Annotated in this window: 12 protein-coding genes; 5 read left to right on the top strand and 7 right to left on the bottom strand. The window is 28.6% G+C overall.

The genetic code is table 11. The annotated features are described in order from the left end of the window. Positions 1-52 precede the first annotated feature (52 nt). The 3 genes from ACXLDF_RS04055 to ACXLDF_RS04045 all read left to right on the top strand — a co-directional run bounded on the left by ACXLDF_RS04055 (position 53) and on the right by ACXLDF_RS04045 (position 3,185). The gene (locus ACXLDF_RS04055; protein WP_457557215.1) at positions 53-442 is read left to right on the top strand and encodes a NifB/NifX family molybdenum-iron cluster-binding protein; all 390 of its coding nucleotides are present in this window, start codon (positions 53-55) and stop codon (positions 440-442) included. Between the two features lie 372 nt (positions 443-814). Further along, positions 815-1,210, top strand: a complete 396-nt coding sequence (locus tag ACXLDF_RS04050) for a hypothetical protein (RefSeq protein WP_457557214.1) — start codon at positions 815-817, stop codon at positions 1,208-1,210. A 1,150-nt stretch (positions 1,211-2,360) separates the two neighbouring features. Beyond that, the gene (locus ACXLDF_RS04045; protein WP_457557213.1) at positions 2,361-3,185 is read left to right on the top strand and encodes a nitroreductase family protein; all 825 of its coding nucleotides are present in this window, start codon (positions 2,361-2,363) and stop codon (positions 3,183-3,185) included. Between the two features lie 105 nt (positions 3,186-3,290). Here ACXLDF_RS04045 and ACXLDF_RS04040 read toward each other — a convergent pair whose 3' ends face one another. Both ACXLDF_RS04040 and ACXLDF_RS04035 read right to left on the bottom strand, forming a co-directional pair. Further along, the gene (locus tag ACXLDF_RS04040) at positions 3,291-4,250 is read right to left on the bottom strand and encodes a methyltransferase family protein (protein ID WP_457557212.1); all 960 of its coding nucleotides are present in this window, start codon (positions 4,248-4,250) and stop codon (positions 3,291-3,293) included. 131 nt (positions 4,251-4,381) lie between these two features. Further along, a complete protein-coding gene (locus ACXLDF_RS04035; protein ID WP_457557211.1) occupies positions 4,382-5,392 on the bottom strand; it encodes a methyltransferase family protein in 1,011 nt (336 codons plus the stop codon). Between the two features lie 561 nt (positions 5,393-5,953). Between ACXLDF_RS04035 and ACXLDF_RS04030 the strand changes: the two genes are divergently transcribed. Continuing rightward, positions 5,954-7,954: a copper-translocating P-type ATPase gene (locus ACXLDF_RS04030; RefSeq protein ID WP_457557210.1), complete on the top strand. Its 2,001-nt coding sequence runs from the start codon at positions 5,954-5,956 to the stop codon at positions 7,952-7,954. An 18-nt stretch (positions 7,955-7,972) separates the two neighbouring features. On the opposite strand, the gene ACXLDF_RS04025 is transcribed toward ACXLDF_RS04030, so the two are convergent. The 5 genes from ACXLDF_RS04025 to ACXLDF_RS04005 all read right to left on the bottom strand — a co-directional run bounded on the left by ACXLDF_RS04025 (position 7,973) and on the right by ACXLDF_RS04005 (position 15,518). After that, positions 7,973-8,851, bottom strand: coding sequence for an ATP-binding cassette domain-containing protein (locus tag ACXLDF_RS04025; protein ID WP_457557209.1), 879 nt, complete (start codon positions 8,849-8,851; stop codon positions 7,973-7,975). Positions 8,852-8,893: 42 nt separating this feature from the next. Continuing rightward, positions 8,894-9,997 carry an ABC transporter permease gene (locus ACXLDF_RS04020; RefSeq protein ID WP_457557208.1) on the bottom strand — a complete coding sequence of 368 codons (1,104 nt, stop codon included), beginning with the start codon at positions 9,995-9,997 and terminating at the stop codon, positions 8,894-8,896. 428 nt (positions 9,998-10,425) lie between these two features. Then, positions 10,426-10,701 (bottom strand): cupin domain-containing protein, encoded by a 276-nt coding sequence (locus ACXLDF_RS04015; protein ID WP_457557207.1) that lies wholly within the window; start codon positions 10,699-10,701, stop codon positions 10,426-10,428. 232 nt (positions 10,702-10,933) lie between these two features. After that, on the bottom strand, positions 10,934-11,911 hold the full coding sequence (locus tag ACXLDF_RS04010) for a D-aminoacyl-tRNA deacylase (RefSeq protein ID WP_457557206.1): 978 nt from the start codon (positions 11,909-11,911) through the stop codon (positions 10,934-10,936). A gap of 85 nt (positions 11,912-11,996) precedes the next feature. Next, the gene (locus ACXLDF_RS04005) at positions 11,997-15,518 is read right to left on the bottom strand and encodes a coiled-coil domain-containing protein (protein WP_457557205.1); all 3,522 of its coding nucleotides are present in this window, start codon (positions 15,516-15,518) and stop codon (positions 11,997-11,999) included. 411 nt (positions 15,519-15,929) lie between these two features. Here ACXLDF_RS04005 and ACXLDF_RS04000 point away from each other — a divergent pair, with 411 nt between their 5' ends. Then, positions 15,930-16,457, top strand: coding sequence for a Rab family GTPase (locus ACXLDF_RS04000; protein WP_457557204.1), 528 nt, complete (start codon positions 15,930-15,932; stop codon positions 16,455-16,457). Positions 16,458-17,029 lie beyond the last annotated feature (572 nt).

The raw sequence follows: 17,029 nt of genomic DNA, 5'->3' as shown, positions 1-17,029 counted from the left end.
ACTAAGTCATTTTGAAAAAATTTAAATTAATTTATGAATATGTATTCATATTATGAGAGTTGCAATTGCTGAAGAAAATGGTCATGTGTCTCTTCATTTTGGACGCACTCGAAATTATCTTTTCGTGGATTTTGAAGATGGAAAAGTAATTAATAAAAAATTAGTTCCCAATCCTGGTGCAGTAAATCATACACCAGGACAATTACCTGCATTTGTTGCAGAAAATAAGGCAGATTGGATAGTCGCTGGGGGAATGGGCCCAATGGCTGTTAACCTTTTTTTACAGAATAATATTAAAGTAGTAACCGGTGTTCAAGGTTCAACTGAAGATGTTATTCAAAGAATAATCGATGGAACACTTGAAGGTGGAAAAAGTCTTTGTGATCATGCCCACATGTCAGCTGAAGAACATGAACACCATCATGAAAATATTCATGGATAGTAATCTTGAATCTTGAATCTTAAATATGTAATCTCAAATCTTGAATCTTGAATCTTGAATCTTTTTTATTATTTTTGATATTTTTCTATAAATAATGTCCAAACTCATCCACACTGAAGCATTAAGTGTAGTCTTCATTGCAATATAAAGGATTAGCTGAAATTTACTTCGATTCATGCACCCATTCCCAAAAAATAGATATAATCCAATTTTATTGTGATCTTCCATTATCAATGTTAACTTCTATTTATGTTGACAATGTGAATATTCATTATTTAATTCAACCTTAAAATAGGAATATTTCTTTAAAATCTTTATATATAGTGAAAATAAGAAGATTTAAATGCCTCTGCGTTTAAAAATTACTAAATAATGTTGAAATTTCAACCTTTATCATTTTTCATCTATTGTGGTGTTGCAAAAAATAAAAGTAAAATAAGTAAAAATAGTAATTTCAAAATTATCTTTTTTTTAAAGTTACAAGATATTAATAAAGTGATTGAATGGATTCCCAGTGGTATAGCATATCAAGGAATTCCAGGCGCTTTGGCATTTTTGCAGATTGCTCGTGCACATTTTGAAGAATTAATTTCAATTCCTATTGATCGCCCACTTTTAATTGAAATTCTCAAGTTTGGCTGGTATCATTCTCTACAAGGGAAATTTGGTAAAGAAGATTGGAAATTATTCTTTAATTTACTTGATCAAGTGACAGATGAAGAAATTTCTTCAATTGCTAATACATGTTTATGCGATCAAAATAGATAAATTAATTATAATTAATTAAAATAAAATTGAGCAATTATTAGTGCGAATAAGTTTTTGATATAAATACTTTCAAATTTTAGAAAATACGATGAATTTCACAACATAAACAACAAACAAAACAAACGCAGATCAACTCGACCTGCAAGAGGGATATAAATCAAGAAAAAGGAGATACGAATGTTATGAAATTCATCATTTTAATTTTAGAATGCTAAAGTTAAAAATCTTCCCAATTGTTTTTAGAAAAAAAAGAAAAATAAGAATCAGATTGAATAGATATTATTTCGTTGTAAAATATGATGATGTGATTTGTAACACAAAAATATAAGATGAAAAGCCTTGAATAAATAAAAAATTAGGTTAATTTAACTTATATTCAGACGAAATCAAGAATTGATTTGAATGCAGAATAATAATCTGTTGATAAGGAATTGTCTGAATAAATGAGAAATTGAGTGAAATAAAGAAAATCATTTTTCAATATTCCAAAAATATACAAGAATATATGAAGTGTCTGTTTTTTTACAATTATGTGTTTTCACTTATATATATAAAAAACTTATTCGTAGTTATTCTTACTAATCCATATAAGTACCAATATGTTTCTTCAATTTCAATCAAGAAAACTCTTTTTGAATAAAAGTTCACGCTAAAATCTACTCAACTTTATTTCTGCATTTATATTTCATCGTTGAACTTGATCTTTTGATTGATCTTTATGCAGTCATGATTATTATCGCTAAAATGCTATAATATTCAAAACTTATTTGCACTAAACTAATTTACACTAAAATAATTTCCACTAAACTTATTCGCACTATTTTCCACTAAACTAATTTGCACTAAACTGTAATCAAAATTTTTTTAATCACACGTGATCAGTAAAAAATTGTCACTTCTTAAAAAATGCAAGAAAAAATCATAAATTGCATGATAAACACTAGCGAATCTTGATGCGTTTGAATAATTATCTCATTATTTCTGATTTTACTTACTGATATTACTATCTGATTTTACATTTTAATTACTTTTTTTTGATTTAAATATAATATTAAAAATATCAGAAGTTATAAAAAGTTCATATTTAACTGAAAATACTAATTGCATATACATATCGTTTAAATATTGTGCATACTTTTCGCTTCTTATTATGGGTGAAACGCCAATTCAAATCCCAAATAATCTATCCCATGCTTTAAAATCCATTTTTTATCGCCGATCTGTTCGACAATATAAAGATGAACCTTTAAAACCTGAAGAAATTCAGACAATTATCCATGGTGCTATGAGGGCGCCTACTGCTGGTAATATGATGATGTATACTATTTTACAAGTTACTTCTAAAGAGAAAAAAGAAAAACTCGTAGTTACTTGTGATAATCAACCATTTATTGCAAAAGCTCCCTTAGTTTTAATATTCCTCGCAGATTTACAGCGGTTATATGATTATTATCAGTTTTGCGGGGTTCCAGAAGAATGTAAACTTAAAGGGCAGTTATTTCGAACTCCAAAAGAATCTGATCTTTTGTTAGCTTCTTGTGATGCCCTTGTTGCTGCACAAAATGCGGTGATTACTGCTGAAATGCTGGGAATTGGCTCGTGTTATATCGGTGATATTATGGAGAATATTGAAAAGCATCGTGAAATGTTTAATTTACCAAGATGGGTTTTTCCAATAACAATGCTATGTTTTGGTTATCCAAAATCTAATGTTGCTCCTGAAAATCGACAATTGGTGCCAAGATTTCCAGAAAAATACATCCATTTTCAAGATTCATATCGACATCTTAATGCAGCCGAATTTAAAGATATGTATAAATCATTTCAAAAAATGATGGCTGGCCAATTGCAACCTAAAGGGAAATGGCCAAATCTTGGGCAGTTAATGTACTGGCGGAAGACAGGATCTGATTTTTCAAAAGAAATGGAACGCTCGGTCAAGAAAATGTTAGAAGATTGGGTTGAACTAGAATAAAATTAATGTAAAGAAGTTAAAGAATTAAAAAAAAAAAAAAGTAGAGTTGATCAATAGAGTTGATCAATATTATGCCCAAATGAAAAAAAAAGAAAAGTTAAATTTTCAACGCGTCCAAACCAAGAATCCTTTTTCTGCTAAATCCTTTGATAAAAAGAACATTCCAATTAGGAACAATATATAACTGCATACTATTAGAAGGATTGTCAAGATTAATTGTTTATCATTTTTGTAATGTATTCTTTTTGGTTTTTGTGCTGTCTTTATATTTTTTCTAAGTAAAAGAGGAAAGAAAAATCCTGTTGTACATTGATATGCCAAGTATTCTTGTGGGTAATTCTTCATCATTTTTCGTTCTTCAAATAGAGAAATAATAACAAGAATTACAGAAAATAATGCCCAGGAAAGAATTTCACCTACTCGTATTCCTAGATCTCGTGAAATATATTGTCCAAATAGAGTAAAACTTAAGTTCAATCTTTCAAAAGGGATATATAAAGAAAAAGAGAATAGTATTAAAATTAAACCGAGATTTTGGGGATGTCGAATAAAACTGTATATTCCAGAAGTTGTTATAGGATGATTTTCAAGACGATCTCTTGCTAAAGAATAAATACCTGCAAAGAAAAGGAACATACCTATGAAAAAACTAATTAATTCACATGACAAGACAATTATAAGTAGAACTGGATAATTGTCTATTAATAACCATCCATTAACCCAATCACCAAATGGGGTATTAAAAAATAGTATCCAAGATGAATATGCTAAGGGAATCGCGTAAATCATAGGAATTAATATCCCAAAAATTACAGGGAGTATTATCCACAATTCTGTTATAAATATACTTATCTGTGTCATCCAATATTTTATTTTTAAAAGAAATTTTGTTTGTTTTTTCTGGGTTTTTTGAATTATTTTATTAATTTCTTTGCTATCATTTATTGTATTATTATTTTCTTTCTGTTTTTTTTTCCATTGTGTGTTTTCTTTTTCGTTATTGCTCGTTTTATTTTTCTCTTTATTGAATATGTTCTTTTCCTCAATGTTATCTTTAAATTCCATTTTTTATCTCCTTTTTTTTTTAATTATTATCAAAATAAACAATTTCTTCAAATTTTATTATAGAATTTTAAAATAATTCATAAATTTCAAAATGTATAGATTTTCTTGTCACAAAATGAAAAAAATAATCGCTAGAATGACCATATTAATAAACCTATTTTTGCCATAAACAATGAAAAATAATACATAGCGATTAAAAAGACAAGATAATTGCAAATTATCAAAAGTATTAGTAAGAATAACTGTTTATCATTTTTATAGCGGAATTTTCTTGATTTTTTGCTGTTTTTTTTATCTTTTTTATTTTTTTTAAATAAAATAGGAATAAAGAAGCTTGTTGAAGATTGATAAATTGAATAGTCTTGTGGATATGCTTTCATCATTTTTCTTTCTTCAATCAAAGAAATAATAACAAGAATCACAGAGAATAATGTCCAAGATAGAATTTCGCCAAAACGAATTCCAGGATCAGGAAAAATGGTTTGCCCAAATAATATTAAATTTATTGACTCATTCACGATAGGAACATCTAAAGTCAATGGAAATATCATTAAAATTAAACCAAAATTTTGAGGATGCCTAATCAAATGATAAATTCCTGATGTTGTTATCGAAATATTTCTACGACGATTTTTAGCTAAAATATAGACTCCTTTACAGAAAATAACTAAACCAATAATGAAAATTGATATTTCAAATAGAATAAAAATATGATATATAATAGGTATTCTTGGAAAACCAAACCAGACATTCACCCAATCCCCAAGTGGGCCATTTTGATCATTCATAAAAAGTTTCCAAGACGTATATGCTAATGGAATTAAATAAACCATAGGAATTAATATTCCAAAAATAATTGGCAGTAATATCCACAATTCCAAAAAAAATATTCCTAACTTAATCACTACATTTTGGAGTTTAAAAATAATTTTTCGGAGATTCTTCAATATAGAAAAGTTTTTTCTAGTTGTTTTTTCAATTTTCTTTTGATTTTTAATTATATCTTTATTTTCAATTGTTTCTTGATTTTCTCTTTCATCTTTTTCTCTTTCATCTTTTTCTTTTTTATCTTTTTTTATTTCTTTATTTTCTTTATTTTTTTTATTTTTTTTATTTTCTTGAATTATTGCATTTATTTCCATGATACTTCACTAATGTAAATTTTGTATTAAAATTAATAATCTTAAAAAAAGCGTTATTATAAAATAATTGAGGTATTCTTTTAGAACAAAAATTAAATTTTAAATACTTAATTATCTGAAGAATGTATTAGTAATTTTGAAATGACACAACCAATATTAACATCTTTTAAGGCCTTTAGATAAAATTTAGAAATCATAAATATTCAGAAATTTAATTAACTGGATGCTAATTGAATTTATATTTAAGATAGAGCAATGGATAAGTGCGAATAAGTTTTCAAGATTTTTCACCCCTTACATGCTGTGGAAGAATTAGAAAGTCGAAATATATTATGAAATTGATTAAAGAATAAAAAAAAAAGTTAAAATAGAAGACAACAGATGACTTTTGTAGATTTAAATATAAATATATTTTGAAATTTCTTAATAAATTATTATATTTTAAAAAATCACGCTATGCTTTTAAAAGAATTATCTATTTTAATAAAAATTAATAATATTTAAAAGAACTAGTAAAAAAATAACTCTAATATAAATTACTCAAAAATGGAGCAATCACAAATGGAAAATTCAAAAACAGAACATTCAGATATGGATCATTCGAAAATGGATCATTCATCTCATCATAAAAAAATGATAAAAGATTTTAAACGCCGTTTTATTATTGCAACAATCACAACAATACCTATTTTAGTATTATCACCAACAATACAATCATGGATTGGGTATGAACTAAAATTTACAGGTATAGAAATTATACTTCTATTCCTTTCATCTTTTATTTATTTTTATGGAGGATGGCCATTTTTAAAAGGAATCGTAAGCGAAATTAAGAAGAAATTACCTGGAATGATGACATTAATTGCAGTTGCCATTTCTATCGCTTATGTATATAGTATTGCAATAATTTTTGGATTAAAAGGAAACCCTTTTTTCTGGGAATTAGCAACACTTATTGATATCATGCTTTTAGGTCATTGGATTGAGATGCGTTCAATTTTAGGAGCATCAAGAGCATTAGAAAAACTTGTACAATTATTACCACAAGAAGCTCATCTCATTGTTGATGACAAAATTGTTGAAGTACACCTTTCAGAATTAAAAAAAGGAGCCAGAATTCTTATCAAACCTGGTGAAAAAATTCCGTCAGATGGAACTATTGTAAAAGGTAGCAGCTATATTAATGAATCTATGCTAACAGGTGAATCAGTTCCAATAAAAAAACATGTAAAAGATTCAGTAATTGGTGGTTCAGTGAATGGAGATAGCTCTCTTGAAATGATAGTTGAAAGAACAGGAGAAGAATCATATTTATCAAAAGTCATTAATTTAGTTAGAGATGCTCAAGCATCAAAATCAAAAACACAAGCATTAGTAGATAAAGCAGCTTTCGTCCTAACTGTTGTATCAATCTCAGTAGGATTATTTACATTAATATACTGGATAATTGCAGGTCCATCCATAAGTTTTGCAATTGAACGAATGGCAACTGTAATGGTTATCACTTGTCCACATGCTCTGGGTTTAGCTATTCCTCTAGTCATTGCAGTTTCTACTGCAGAATCCGCAAAAAATGGCCTATTAATTCGTAATAGAACTGCTTTTGAAAATGCTAGAAAAATCGATACAATTTTATTTGATAAGACTGGAACATTGACAGAAGGAAAATTTGGTGTCAGTAAAGCTATTTCTTTATCTCCAAATTATACAGAAAATCAAATCATAACTTATGCAGCATCTTTGGAACAAAATTCAGAACATCCAATTGCTCAAGGTATTCTAAATTACGCAAAAAGCAAAAAATTACAAATTTCCCAAGTTAACAATTTTCAAGCTATAAAAGGAAAAGGAATTAAAGGAAATGTAGAAACAAAAGAATTTATTATTGCTAGTCCGGGATACCTTAGAGAACTTAATATTTCATTTCCTGAGCAATATCTAAAAGCAGAAAATGAAACTGTGGTCTTTTTAATCGAGAATGAAAAAGATCTTTTAGGAATGATTAGTTTAGCAGATAAAATTAGAAAAGAATCATTTGAAGCTATTGCACAATTGAAAAAAATGGGTGTGAAATGCTGGATGGTAACAGGTGACAATGAAAAAACTGCAAAAGCAGTAGCTCAAGTGTTAGAATTAGATGGATATTATGCAGAAGTACTTCCTCATGAAAAACTTGAAAAAGTTAAAGAGCGACAAGAAAAAGGAGAATTTGTTGCTATGACTGGTGATGGAATAAATGATGCTCCTGCATTGGCTCAAGCTAATGTAGGTATTGCAATTGGCTCAGGAACAGACATCGCTGCAGAAACAGCAGATATAATTCTTGTTAATAGTAATCCTAAAGATGTGTCTTCATTGATTAAATTTGGAAGAGCTACTTATCGCAAAATGATACAAAATCTGGCATGGGCAACTGGATATAATGTTTTTGCAATTCCATTAGCAGCAGGTGCTCTATATTCATTTGGTTTAATTATTTCACCAGCAATAGGTGCGATTTTTATGTCATTAAGCACAATAGTCGTTTCGATTAATGCGAGACTTCTAAAACTTGAAAAATAATTTTTTTTATATTTTTTTTTATAAAATTGAACCATATTCATATTTTTCAGGGTTTTTTGAAAAACGAAGTTTACATTTTTCTGAACAAAAATAATAATCTCGATTTTCATAAACAGCAGAACTATTTATATTCTGGGAATTAACTAACATTAAACATACTGGATCAATAAACCAACCATCCGGAGCATTTTGAACTGTTAATTTACCATCTTCAAGCCAGAGAATTCGATCAGCTAAATTTTTAATTCTGCTATCATGAGTTACAATAACAACCGTTTTTCCTTGTTCTTTAGCAATTTTTCTTAAAAGTTCGATAATTTTATAGCCAGACTTTGAATCTAAATTAGCTGTTGGTTCATCAGCTAAGATTATTGATGGATTATTTACTAATGCTCGGGCAATTGAAACTCTTTGTTGTTCACCCCCACTAAGCTTTGAGGGTCTATGGTTTATTCTTTCTTCTAAACCCATTTTCTTTAATATTGCTAAAGCAATAGGTTTATTTCGTTTATATGATACTCCAGAAAGTTTCAATGCAAATTGAATATTCTCCAATGCAGTAAATGAAGATATTAAATTAGGTGTTTGATAAATAAATCCAAAAGTGGATAGTCTCAATCTTGAAAGTTCTCTATTTTTCAAATTATTTATTAATTTGTTATTTATGTATATTTCACCTGATGTTGGCTTCATTAGTGCTCCAATAATTTGAAGTAAGGTTGTTTTCCCTGCTCCAGACGGACCCATTATTAGAACAATCTCTTCTTTTTCAATATGAAGTGATACATCTTTTAAGGCATTGATTGAATATTTTCCAGTTCCATATTTTTTATTCAATTCTTGCAATTCGATTGAAATATTCTCTGTTTTCAAATCTTTTAACTTGCTTTTCTCCATTTTTTAATCATTTTCATTTTGTTTGTTATTTAAACACTAATGTTACTTAAACACTAATGCTGGATCAATTGATATTAAACGGCTTATCGGAATTAAAGACGAAATTATCCCTGTTATAATAAATACTGGAAATCCAATTATTATCATATCTTTTGAAATAAGCACATAGAATTCAGGTACATATTCTTGAATTAAAGAAGTTAAAGGTATAGAAAGTAACGCTCCAAGAGTATATCCAATTAACGAGATTATTAAAGATTGAGACAAAACAATTTTATATAATTTAAAATTTGTAGCCCCCATCGCTTTAATAATTCCATATTCTTTACTTTTTTCTTGTGTTAGCATAAAAATTAATAATCCATTAATTAATATTCCTACTAAAAGGGAGAAAGCACTTAAAACATAGATTATTGAGATGAACCCCCCCAAAACTTCATTTTTATAAGCTTTTGCTATTGTAGGACTATCTTGAACATTGACATCAGGTATTTTTTCTTTGATTTCCCCAATTGTTTTATCAAAATCTACATTATTTTCTAATTTTATAAGAAATCCATTTGTCAAATTTGGAGGAAGAAGTTTGCTGGCATCTTCATAACTAAGAAAAACCATATAACCAACCATTATATTTCCTTCATCTGAGATTCCAACAATTTTTAGAGAGATTGATTGAAGAGACATATTATCTCCAATTTTTAATCCACTGACTTTACTGAAAGTTTTATCTATTATTATTTCATTTCTTCCCGGTTCAGTTTTTCCTTCAATAACTTTCCAAGGTTTTCCAAGTGTTCCACTAGTATTATAACCATTTAGAAATAGTAGTATATCAGAATCACTAACTTTATATGTTACTGCTGTTCTAATCAAAGGAGTACTTTCTTTAATATCTTCAATCTCATTAAGGCTTTTCCCAATAGAGATCGGTAAAATTGATGGACTATGAACAGAACCAGATGTACCTTCTTGTGTTACCCATAAATCAGCACCTGTCTTGTATATCATGGATTCCATGATATAATCCATACCGTTATAAACTCCATAAATTGTAAACACAAGAAAAACACTTATCATGACACCGCTGATACTTAAAATTGTTTTTGTCTTTTGATGAAAAAGATTAGATTTTGCTAATGAAACCAAAGTGATAACTCCTTATTTTTAATTATAAATTATCTAAGTTATATAAAAAAAAGATTATTATTTTTTAAAAAGACAAATTAAAAAATAATTTATAGGAATAATAACAAAATTACAAATTTATTATATTGTCGCACCAATCATATAAATAATCAAAATTCGTTGATAAATATTTCAAAAATGGTCTCAAAAAGCAGCAGTGGTTAATATTGGGGACTTTTTTAAGTAAAATTATGTTTAACAAGAAAAATTTTAAAAATTATATACATATAATGCTATAATTTTATGGAATACAATATTTAGAATTTAATAGAGAAAACTTATTCGCACTAAATAAAATTTTGATTGAATATTAGAATATAGTAAAAAGAAAATGAAAAAGAAAATGAAAAAGAAAAGGAAAAAGAAAATGAAAAAGAAAAAAAATTCATCTATATTTTACCAAAATAGTAGTGTTTTTTTATCGGTTTTTTCACATGCCATACGCATTTAACCCCTTCATGGCATGTTACCAAGTCTCCAGGTTGAAATTCAATTTTATCATTCCCAGAAACAATTTCTGCTTCACCTTCTAAAACATAAAAGGTTTCAGGGCTATCATATTCCCAATCAAATTCAGAAACTTCTTTGGTCCAAATTCCCCAGTTATTTACGCCAAGTTTCTTTAATTCTTCCTCAGTTGGTCTGCGTTTTTCAAATTTTACCATTATTCTTCACCTTCAAATTATTATCATTCAATTTTGATTTTCAAATTAGAGCGGTCAAATTTATGATTTATGCTTTTTGATATATGATTTATGATTTTTGATTTTTGATTTAGATTTTTGATTTTTGATTTTTGATATTTGATTTTATTTTTAAACTTTTGATTTTTATTTCTTAATTTTTGATTGTACATTTAAAAAAAAAGATCAATTTATCATAGAATAAATAGAGGCTTTAAATCTGCTTTCGTAGAGTCTTTACTTTAATTATCGGGATGTCAGTTTGTTCCAAAAGAGGTATTAAATGCTGCTTTTCAGCACTATTTAAACCTTTCCAATCAATTACCCATGCATCGATAGGTTCTATCGTCTGTTTTGCAAGATGTTGAATCATTTGTTTATCAACTGCCATAATTTTATATTTTGGAACAGTATGGGCAAATCCATAACCTTTTGGAATAATTGGCTGAAAACTGGGCATATAATGAGACCCTCCAAAACCAATCATTACTTTAATATTTTGTTTATTCAGTAAAGAAGAATGAGATAAATCAGATATTTGAGCAGGAATGTGAATGTAGTGATTTTGGGCAATTTGACATCCTGTTTGTATTATGCTTTCTGCTACAATTTTAGCGCCTACAGCATCTTTCCATCCTGTTTCGGTGCTTCCCAATTCTATAAATCCACTTGGTTGAAGAAATTCAGTTGGTCCATGATGATCAACTTCATGATCTACAGGTACTGCATAATTAGGAGTGGTTTCAACAAAATGAAGTAAACTTTTGTATAAATAATGCATTAAAATTCCACTTCCTTTCGAAACATGGCGTGGTGTTCCACCAAATGAATTGTCATCATTGATATTTCCTGTGGTATGGCATAGCAATGCCTTTCTTTCACTTGCAGATCGGTGTCGGCTAGCATAAATCAATATATCTCCATGAATTTGATTAGATTTTGCAACTTCATCCAAAGTAATAAATTCATGTTCAATCTCGATTAAATTAAACCTAACTAATGCCGTCTTTGGCTTTAAATCTGATTTTGTAAATTTAGGCACATAGAAAAATTGACGTTTAACCAAATCAGAATCCCAAGGCTCTAAATCTAGCTGTTGTTTGAATGGAAACTCAGATAAAAGATGATGCTGGATATTTATTGACGCAATATCTTCTGTGGTTGTTAAAATTGTGATATCTAAAAGTTTCATAATATTCACTTAAAATGAAAATAATTTTTGAAGTACTTTTACCATCGCATTTGATTAAAGAAATAAAAATTATTCCGACTTTTAACTATTTTTTCTTATCTTTTTCAGCAGCTTCCCTTATCATTCGTTGTAACTCTTCAATTGAATCTGGAATCGATTTAGGTGTTTTTTTTGATTCAGATATTTTAGAACTTGAAGAATTTTCTATTGTCGTGTTTAGTACTGTTGATGTTTTTGACGTTGTTAATGTTTTTGACATTGTTAATGTTTTTGATGTTGTTGATGATTTTGACATTGTTGATGCTGATAATTTTTGAATCTGTGCAGCTGGGTTCATTTTTTCTTCTAAACTTGGTTGAGTGGTTTTAGAATATGAAGATTTCTGTAAATCTGAATCAGAAAGTGTGGATTTTCCATGCATTGATGATAACAAGTTTTGGATTTCAGATAAGGCTGATTGCTCATGTTTTTCTTTCTTTTGTTGCGAATATTGACTTTTTATTTCTGCCTCTTTTTGTAAATGTGCAGAATGTTCATATTTTGAAATTGAATTGGTAAATTCTTTTTCTTTTTGATGAGCTAAATAAATACATTCCTGCATATTAATATTCCAGCCTAAATTAACAAAATTAAGATCTGCTTCTTCATAAAGATCAATTGCAACGTGAAACTCATTTCGATTAAGATGGGTTTGAGCCTGCTTCAATAATGATAAAGTTTCATAAGCAAGTGAGATTTCCTGCTTCACATGGTTTTGAAAATCATTTAAAATCTTGTATTTTCGATCTTTACTCCTTAAAAGTTTGTCTGCTTGCTCATCCAAATAGGATTGTATTTTTTGTTTAAATCTCTCAATTTCTTCTTTTTGCTCAGCTTTTAATTTAGCTTTTAAATCTTGAGCCTTTTTTTGGTCTTGAACCATAGAAACAAAATCATAAATAAAAGATAAGTGTTTGTCCCAGTTCTGGGCTTGTAATAAGGATTTTACTTTTTTTAGCTGCAGAATAGCCTCTGCAAGTTGATTCTTTTCTGCTTTTGATTCGACTTCAGAAAGCATATTAAAGATTTTTTCTTTTTGATTATTCAAATCTTCTTGTTTTGCTTGAATCTCGGTTTTTGAATGTTTTTCTAATTGATATTGCTGTAATTCGTTTGTGATTCCGTGAATAATTGAATCTTCAAAGTTTCTTCTCTCCAAATTGCGCTTAAACATCTGATCATATTGTTCTTGCTTGTTATGGATAAATTCTTCTCGGATTTGACGAATTTTCACTAATCGATCTGTCATTATTGCAATTTGCTCTTCCCATCCTGCCTCGATTAATATTTTAATTGATTCCTCATAGGCTTCAATTGCTTCGTCAAATAAATCTGAAAGAACTAAGCCTTCTCCTTGACTAATTAAAGAAAATGCATGATATTTCTGGTCGGCTTGTTGTTGTAAATATTTTTTTAACTCGTTAATTCTTTCTTCTCGAATAGTGGATTCTTGTTCAATATATTTAAGTAAATCCTCTGTTTGAGTAATAGAATGATGACATGGTGATATTGATGAAAATTGTGTTAATTGGGAAGATGAATACTCTGATTTTTTCAAATTCTGTAAAATAATATTCGGATTTAATTCAATTACTAAAGATAAATCTTTTAATTGCTGGAGATCGCTTAATTCTTGAATATGATGTTCTATTTTTTGCCGTAGTTCTGCCCAATCTAGTGAATTTAGTGCTAAAATTGCTCGATTATAATATCCTATCGCTTGTGCATATTGTTCATTAATTATTTTTAAATTTGCAGTATCTAAAAGTTCAAAAACAGTATTCTCTAATTCTTCTTGCTCTTCTAGCTTAGCCTTGTAAATTTGATGGGCGTTTAATTCTTGATTAAAATCATCACCAATAAATGAAATTGCGACCTCTTTTGATGTATTTAAACTATCGGTCATTATCTGAACGAATTCTGTATTTATTCGCATTAAATCGAAATCACTTGGATTTCCACCCAATCGAAATTTGGTGCGTTGCTTTTCTTTTAAGATTAACATCCAAGCATAAAGAACAAGAACTTGGTCTGCCCATCCAAGTAATTTATTCATCTTTCCGATTGCTTTATAGAGAGCTGAAATTGCACCTTCATAATCATATGTCTTTTCTAAAGAATGAATAAGATCAATATATTTAAGAACAGTATCCTGCTTTTTCTTTTGAGTTTCTTGAAATTTTTCAAAACTATCAAGTAATTCTTGAGCATTTAATTCTAAATCATGCTGTCGTTTAGAATAAAACTCTTCAAACTGTTTTTGTGTAAAATTTTTAAGATCCAAACCCCATTTTTTTAAAAGAGAAGGTTCAATTATTTTAGAATTCTTAGGATGAATAAAAGGGGTTGCAATTTGAGTTTTTGATGAATTTTGTGATTTGTCTGGTTGTTCGACTTTTAAAGAAGATATATTCTTTGCTGATTCATTTATATTACCTAAATTTTTAGAAGTCTGGCTATTTACTGATTCAGAAAGTGTATCAGGTATTGGTTCTCCTTTCTCGATAAATGAAAACATCGTCTGTAATTCAGATAAATTAATCATTTCTTCTTCGTGCATTTGAGTTTTATTGTCCATATCTGAAACTTTTGCAAAAGTGGGTAAAAATTCATCTGAATCTGTCTCAGATATTGTTCTTCTTGCTGTTTTTCTTTTATTTCTGTCTGATGGAATGTAATCAGTTTGATCTGTTTGCGTAAATGTAGGTTGATATTGATCATTTTTAAATGAAGTTCGATGGGAATAAGGAATTCTGGTCTTGCTTGTTTCTGTAAAATCCAGTTGATTAGTTTGAGCAAATGTTGGAACATATGGTTTATACATTTCATTATTTTCTTTGGCTTTTTGAGAAGATGAAATAGGTGAATAATCAATTTGATCTGTTGTTAAAAAAGTAGGTTTGTAACCTCCTGGTAAATTTTCTCCCACTTGTGATGAATAAGGTGAATTCAAACTTGTAGGAACATAATCAGGTTGTCCGGTCGAGAGGAAGCTTGGTTTATAGGTTTGTTCTTGATCTTGTAAATTATATCCCATATTTTGAAGTTTTTGCGCCATTATTTGAATTACTTTATATATATTTGTAATTTTAGTTGAATCATACTGTGCTTGAGTTAAATGAGAATATGCATATAAAATTGATTTATAAGCCCGATAAAGATATCCCTGATTCATCAAATCCTCTGAATTTGCAAGTGCTTTTAATCCCAATTTTATCAATTGTGTCCGCTCTTTACCAAAAACTGGTGGAGGTCGAAGGAAACTTGGAAATGATTTATTTGGTACTTGATTATCAAGTGGGGATCTATTTAACGATTGATTAGATTCAGAATATTCACCTGATGCAGTTAAGTTTTTCTCAATCATTTTCTCTAAATTTTCAATTCTTTTCTCGATCATTGCCAGTGCTTGCTGTTTTTCAGACCCCAATGTTGTCGATTGCTCAAAAATTTGAAAGGCATTATGTAAATTGATTAATGCGGCGTTATAATTATAATTGTTAATATTTTCTTCTGCTTCCTCAATAAGATTAAAAGCTGTGTCTAGATTATCATCTTCACTCGACATTACTCTTTCTTCCCTTCCCCATATTAAATAGGTCCCCAAATATATTAAATCATACCTTCCAAAATTTGTATCTACCTAATCATCACATAATATCGATTGAAATTCTAATTTTTCTAAGATTCACTCATCTACAAACTTATTCGCTCATTTTTTCTCTTCATCAAAATTATTGTTTATCAAACTTATTCGCACTAAAATCATAACCTAACTTTTTTAAATCCCAAATTTTGCATGGCACTCATTTTTCATTATAAAATTTCTGCCTCTGCATCTAATTCCACTAATTTAACCATAACCCTTTTTAAGTAAATCCAATAATTCAATAATAGAGTAACAAATTTATTTAGGATCTCACCTCATATCACTTATTATAGAAAATTGGAATTTGCATCTTATTAGGAGTACTAACAAATGAGCACATATAAATTAAAAATTCTTTTGTGTGGCCCGGCAGCTGTTGGGAAAACAAGTCTTATTCATAGGTTTATTAAATCTAAATTTGAACGCGATTATAAACTAACAGTAGGTGTTGACATCCTTACAAAAAATGTTGAATATGCCGCTGGAAAGACCGCTACTTTGAGTATTTGGGATATTGGCGGTCAAGAGCGTTTTTCATTCATCAGAACAACGTTTTACAAGGGTGCTTCTGGTGCTTTACTAGTATTTGATTTATCTCGTAGTTCAACTTTTGGTTCTATTAAAAATTGGCGGGCAGAAGTCAATCAATTCGCAGGAGATATACCTTTTGTTTTGATAGGCAATAAGTTAGATCTAATTCCTGAGGTTGGTGAAGTGATTGATAGGGATGAGTGCCGTGATTATGCAGAGGATGAAGGTTCTATCTATATTGAGACGAGTGCAAAAGATGGGACAAATGTTGATGAGGCTTTTATTGAATTGACTCGTTTAATAGTTGCAAAAAGTGAGGGTAAATAAATAAGTCAATAATTTTAGTATATTTTGCTACAAACTGCGATAAGATAATATTGGACTTTTTATGAGGCATGATATTAGATTTATCAATGATATAATTTTTTTTATTAATCAGTTTTTAAGGTTATGATTTATTTTGTAAGGAATTGGTTTTTTTTTTTGTAAAGACCACACATTTTCTTTTGTATTTTCTTACATTTTTCGGATTTTCTTACATATTTCGGACTTTTTTGCATTTTATTTTCAATGTATGCGTTCAACTTTGATTGTTACATAGTTAGGTTAGTTTTCTAAATATTAGTGTCATTTTTATTTTTTGATAAAGATTATTTTTTTATCATCTTTTATAGTATTTTTTAGAGTTTTAGTTAATTATTTTTTAAAATTAAAAGAGGATTGAATAGATAGTGCATTAAATAATAAATAAAGCTGAAATATTTTTTTTAATTTTAATTGAGTGTATTTTAAGATCTTAGAATTATAAGTTTTTTCGCTTTTTTGCCAATTCAGCCTCCCACTTCCGCCGCCTATCCCAAAAAGTTTTTTGTCGGTCATTTAAGCCCGGGAGAAGGAGA

Source organism: Candidatus Harpocratesius sp. (assembly GCF_054039255.1).
This window is presented reverse-complemented; position numbering and strand designations above follow the sequence as displayed.

Coding starts and splice junctions, on each gene's coding strand:
- ACXLDF_RS04055 (WP_457557215.1), top strand. CDS start 53: ATGAGAGTTGCAATTGCTGAAGAAAATGGTCATGTGTCTCTTCATTTT.
- ACXLDF_RS04050 (WP_457557214.1), top strand. CDS start 815: ATGTTGAAATTTCAACCTTTATCATTTTTCATCTATTGTGGTGTTGCA.
- ACXLDF_RS04045 (WP_457557213.1), top strand. CDS start 2,361: ATGGGTGAAACGCCAATTCAAATCCCAAATAATCTATCCCATGCTTTA.
- ACXLDF_RS04040 (WP_457557212.1), bottom strand. CDS start 4,250: ATGGAATTTAAAGATAACATTGAGGAAAAGAACATATTCAATAAAGAG.
- ACXLDF_RS04035 (WP_457557211.1), bottom strand. CDS start 5,392: ATGGAAATAAATGCAATAATTCAAGAAAATAAAAAAAATAAAAAAAAT.
- ACXLDF_RS04030 (WP_457557210.1), top strand. CDS start 5,954: ATGGAAAATTCAAAAACAGAACATTCAGATATGGATCATTCGAAAATG.
- ACXLDF_RS04025 (WP_457557209.1), bottom strand. CDS start 8,851: ATGGAGAAAAGCAAGTTAAAAGATTTGAAAACAGAGAATATTTCAATC.
- ACXLDF_RS04015 (WP_457557207.1), bottom strand. CDS start 10,701: ATGGTAAAATTTGAAAAACGCAGACCAACTGAGGAAGAATTAAAGAAA.
- ACXLDF_RS04010 (WP_457557206.1), bottom strand. CDS start 11,911: ATGAAACTTTTAGATATCACAATTTTAACAACCACAGAAGATATTGCG.
- ACXLDF_RS04005 (WP_457557205.1), bottom strand. CDS start 15,518: ATGTCGAGTGAAGATGATAATCTAGACACAGCTTTTAATCTTATTGAG.
- ACXLDF_RS04000 (WP_457557204.1), top strand. CDS start 15,930: ATGAGCACATATAAATTAAAAATTCTTTTGTGTGGCCCGGCAGCTGTT.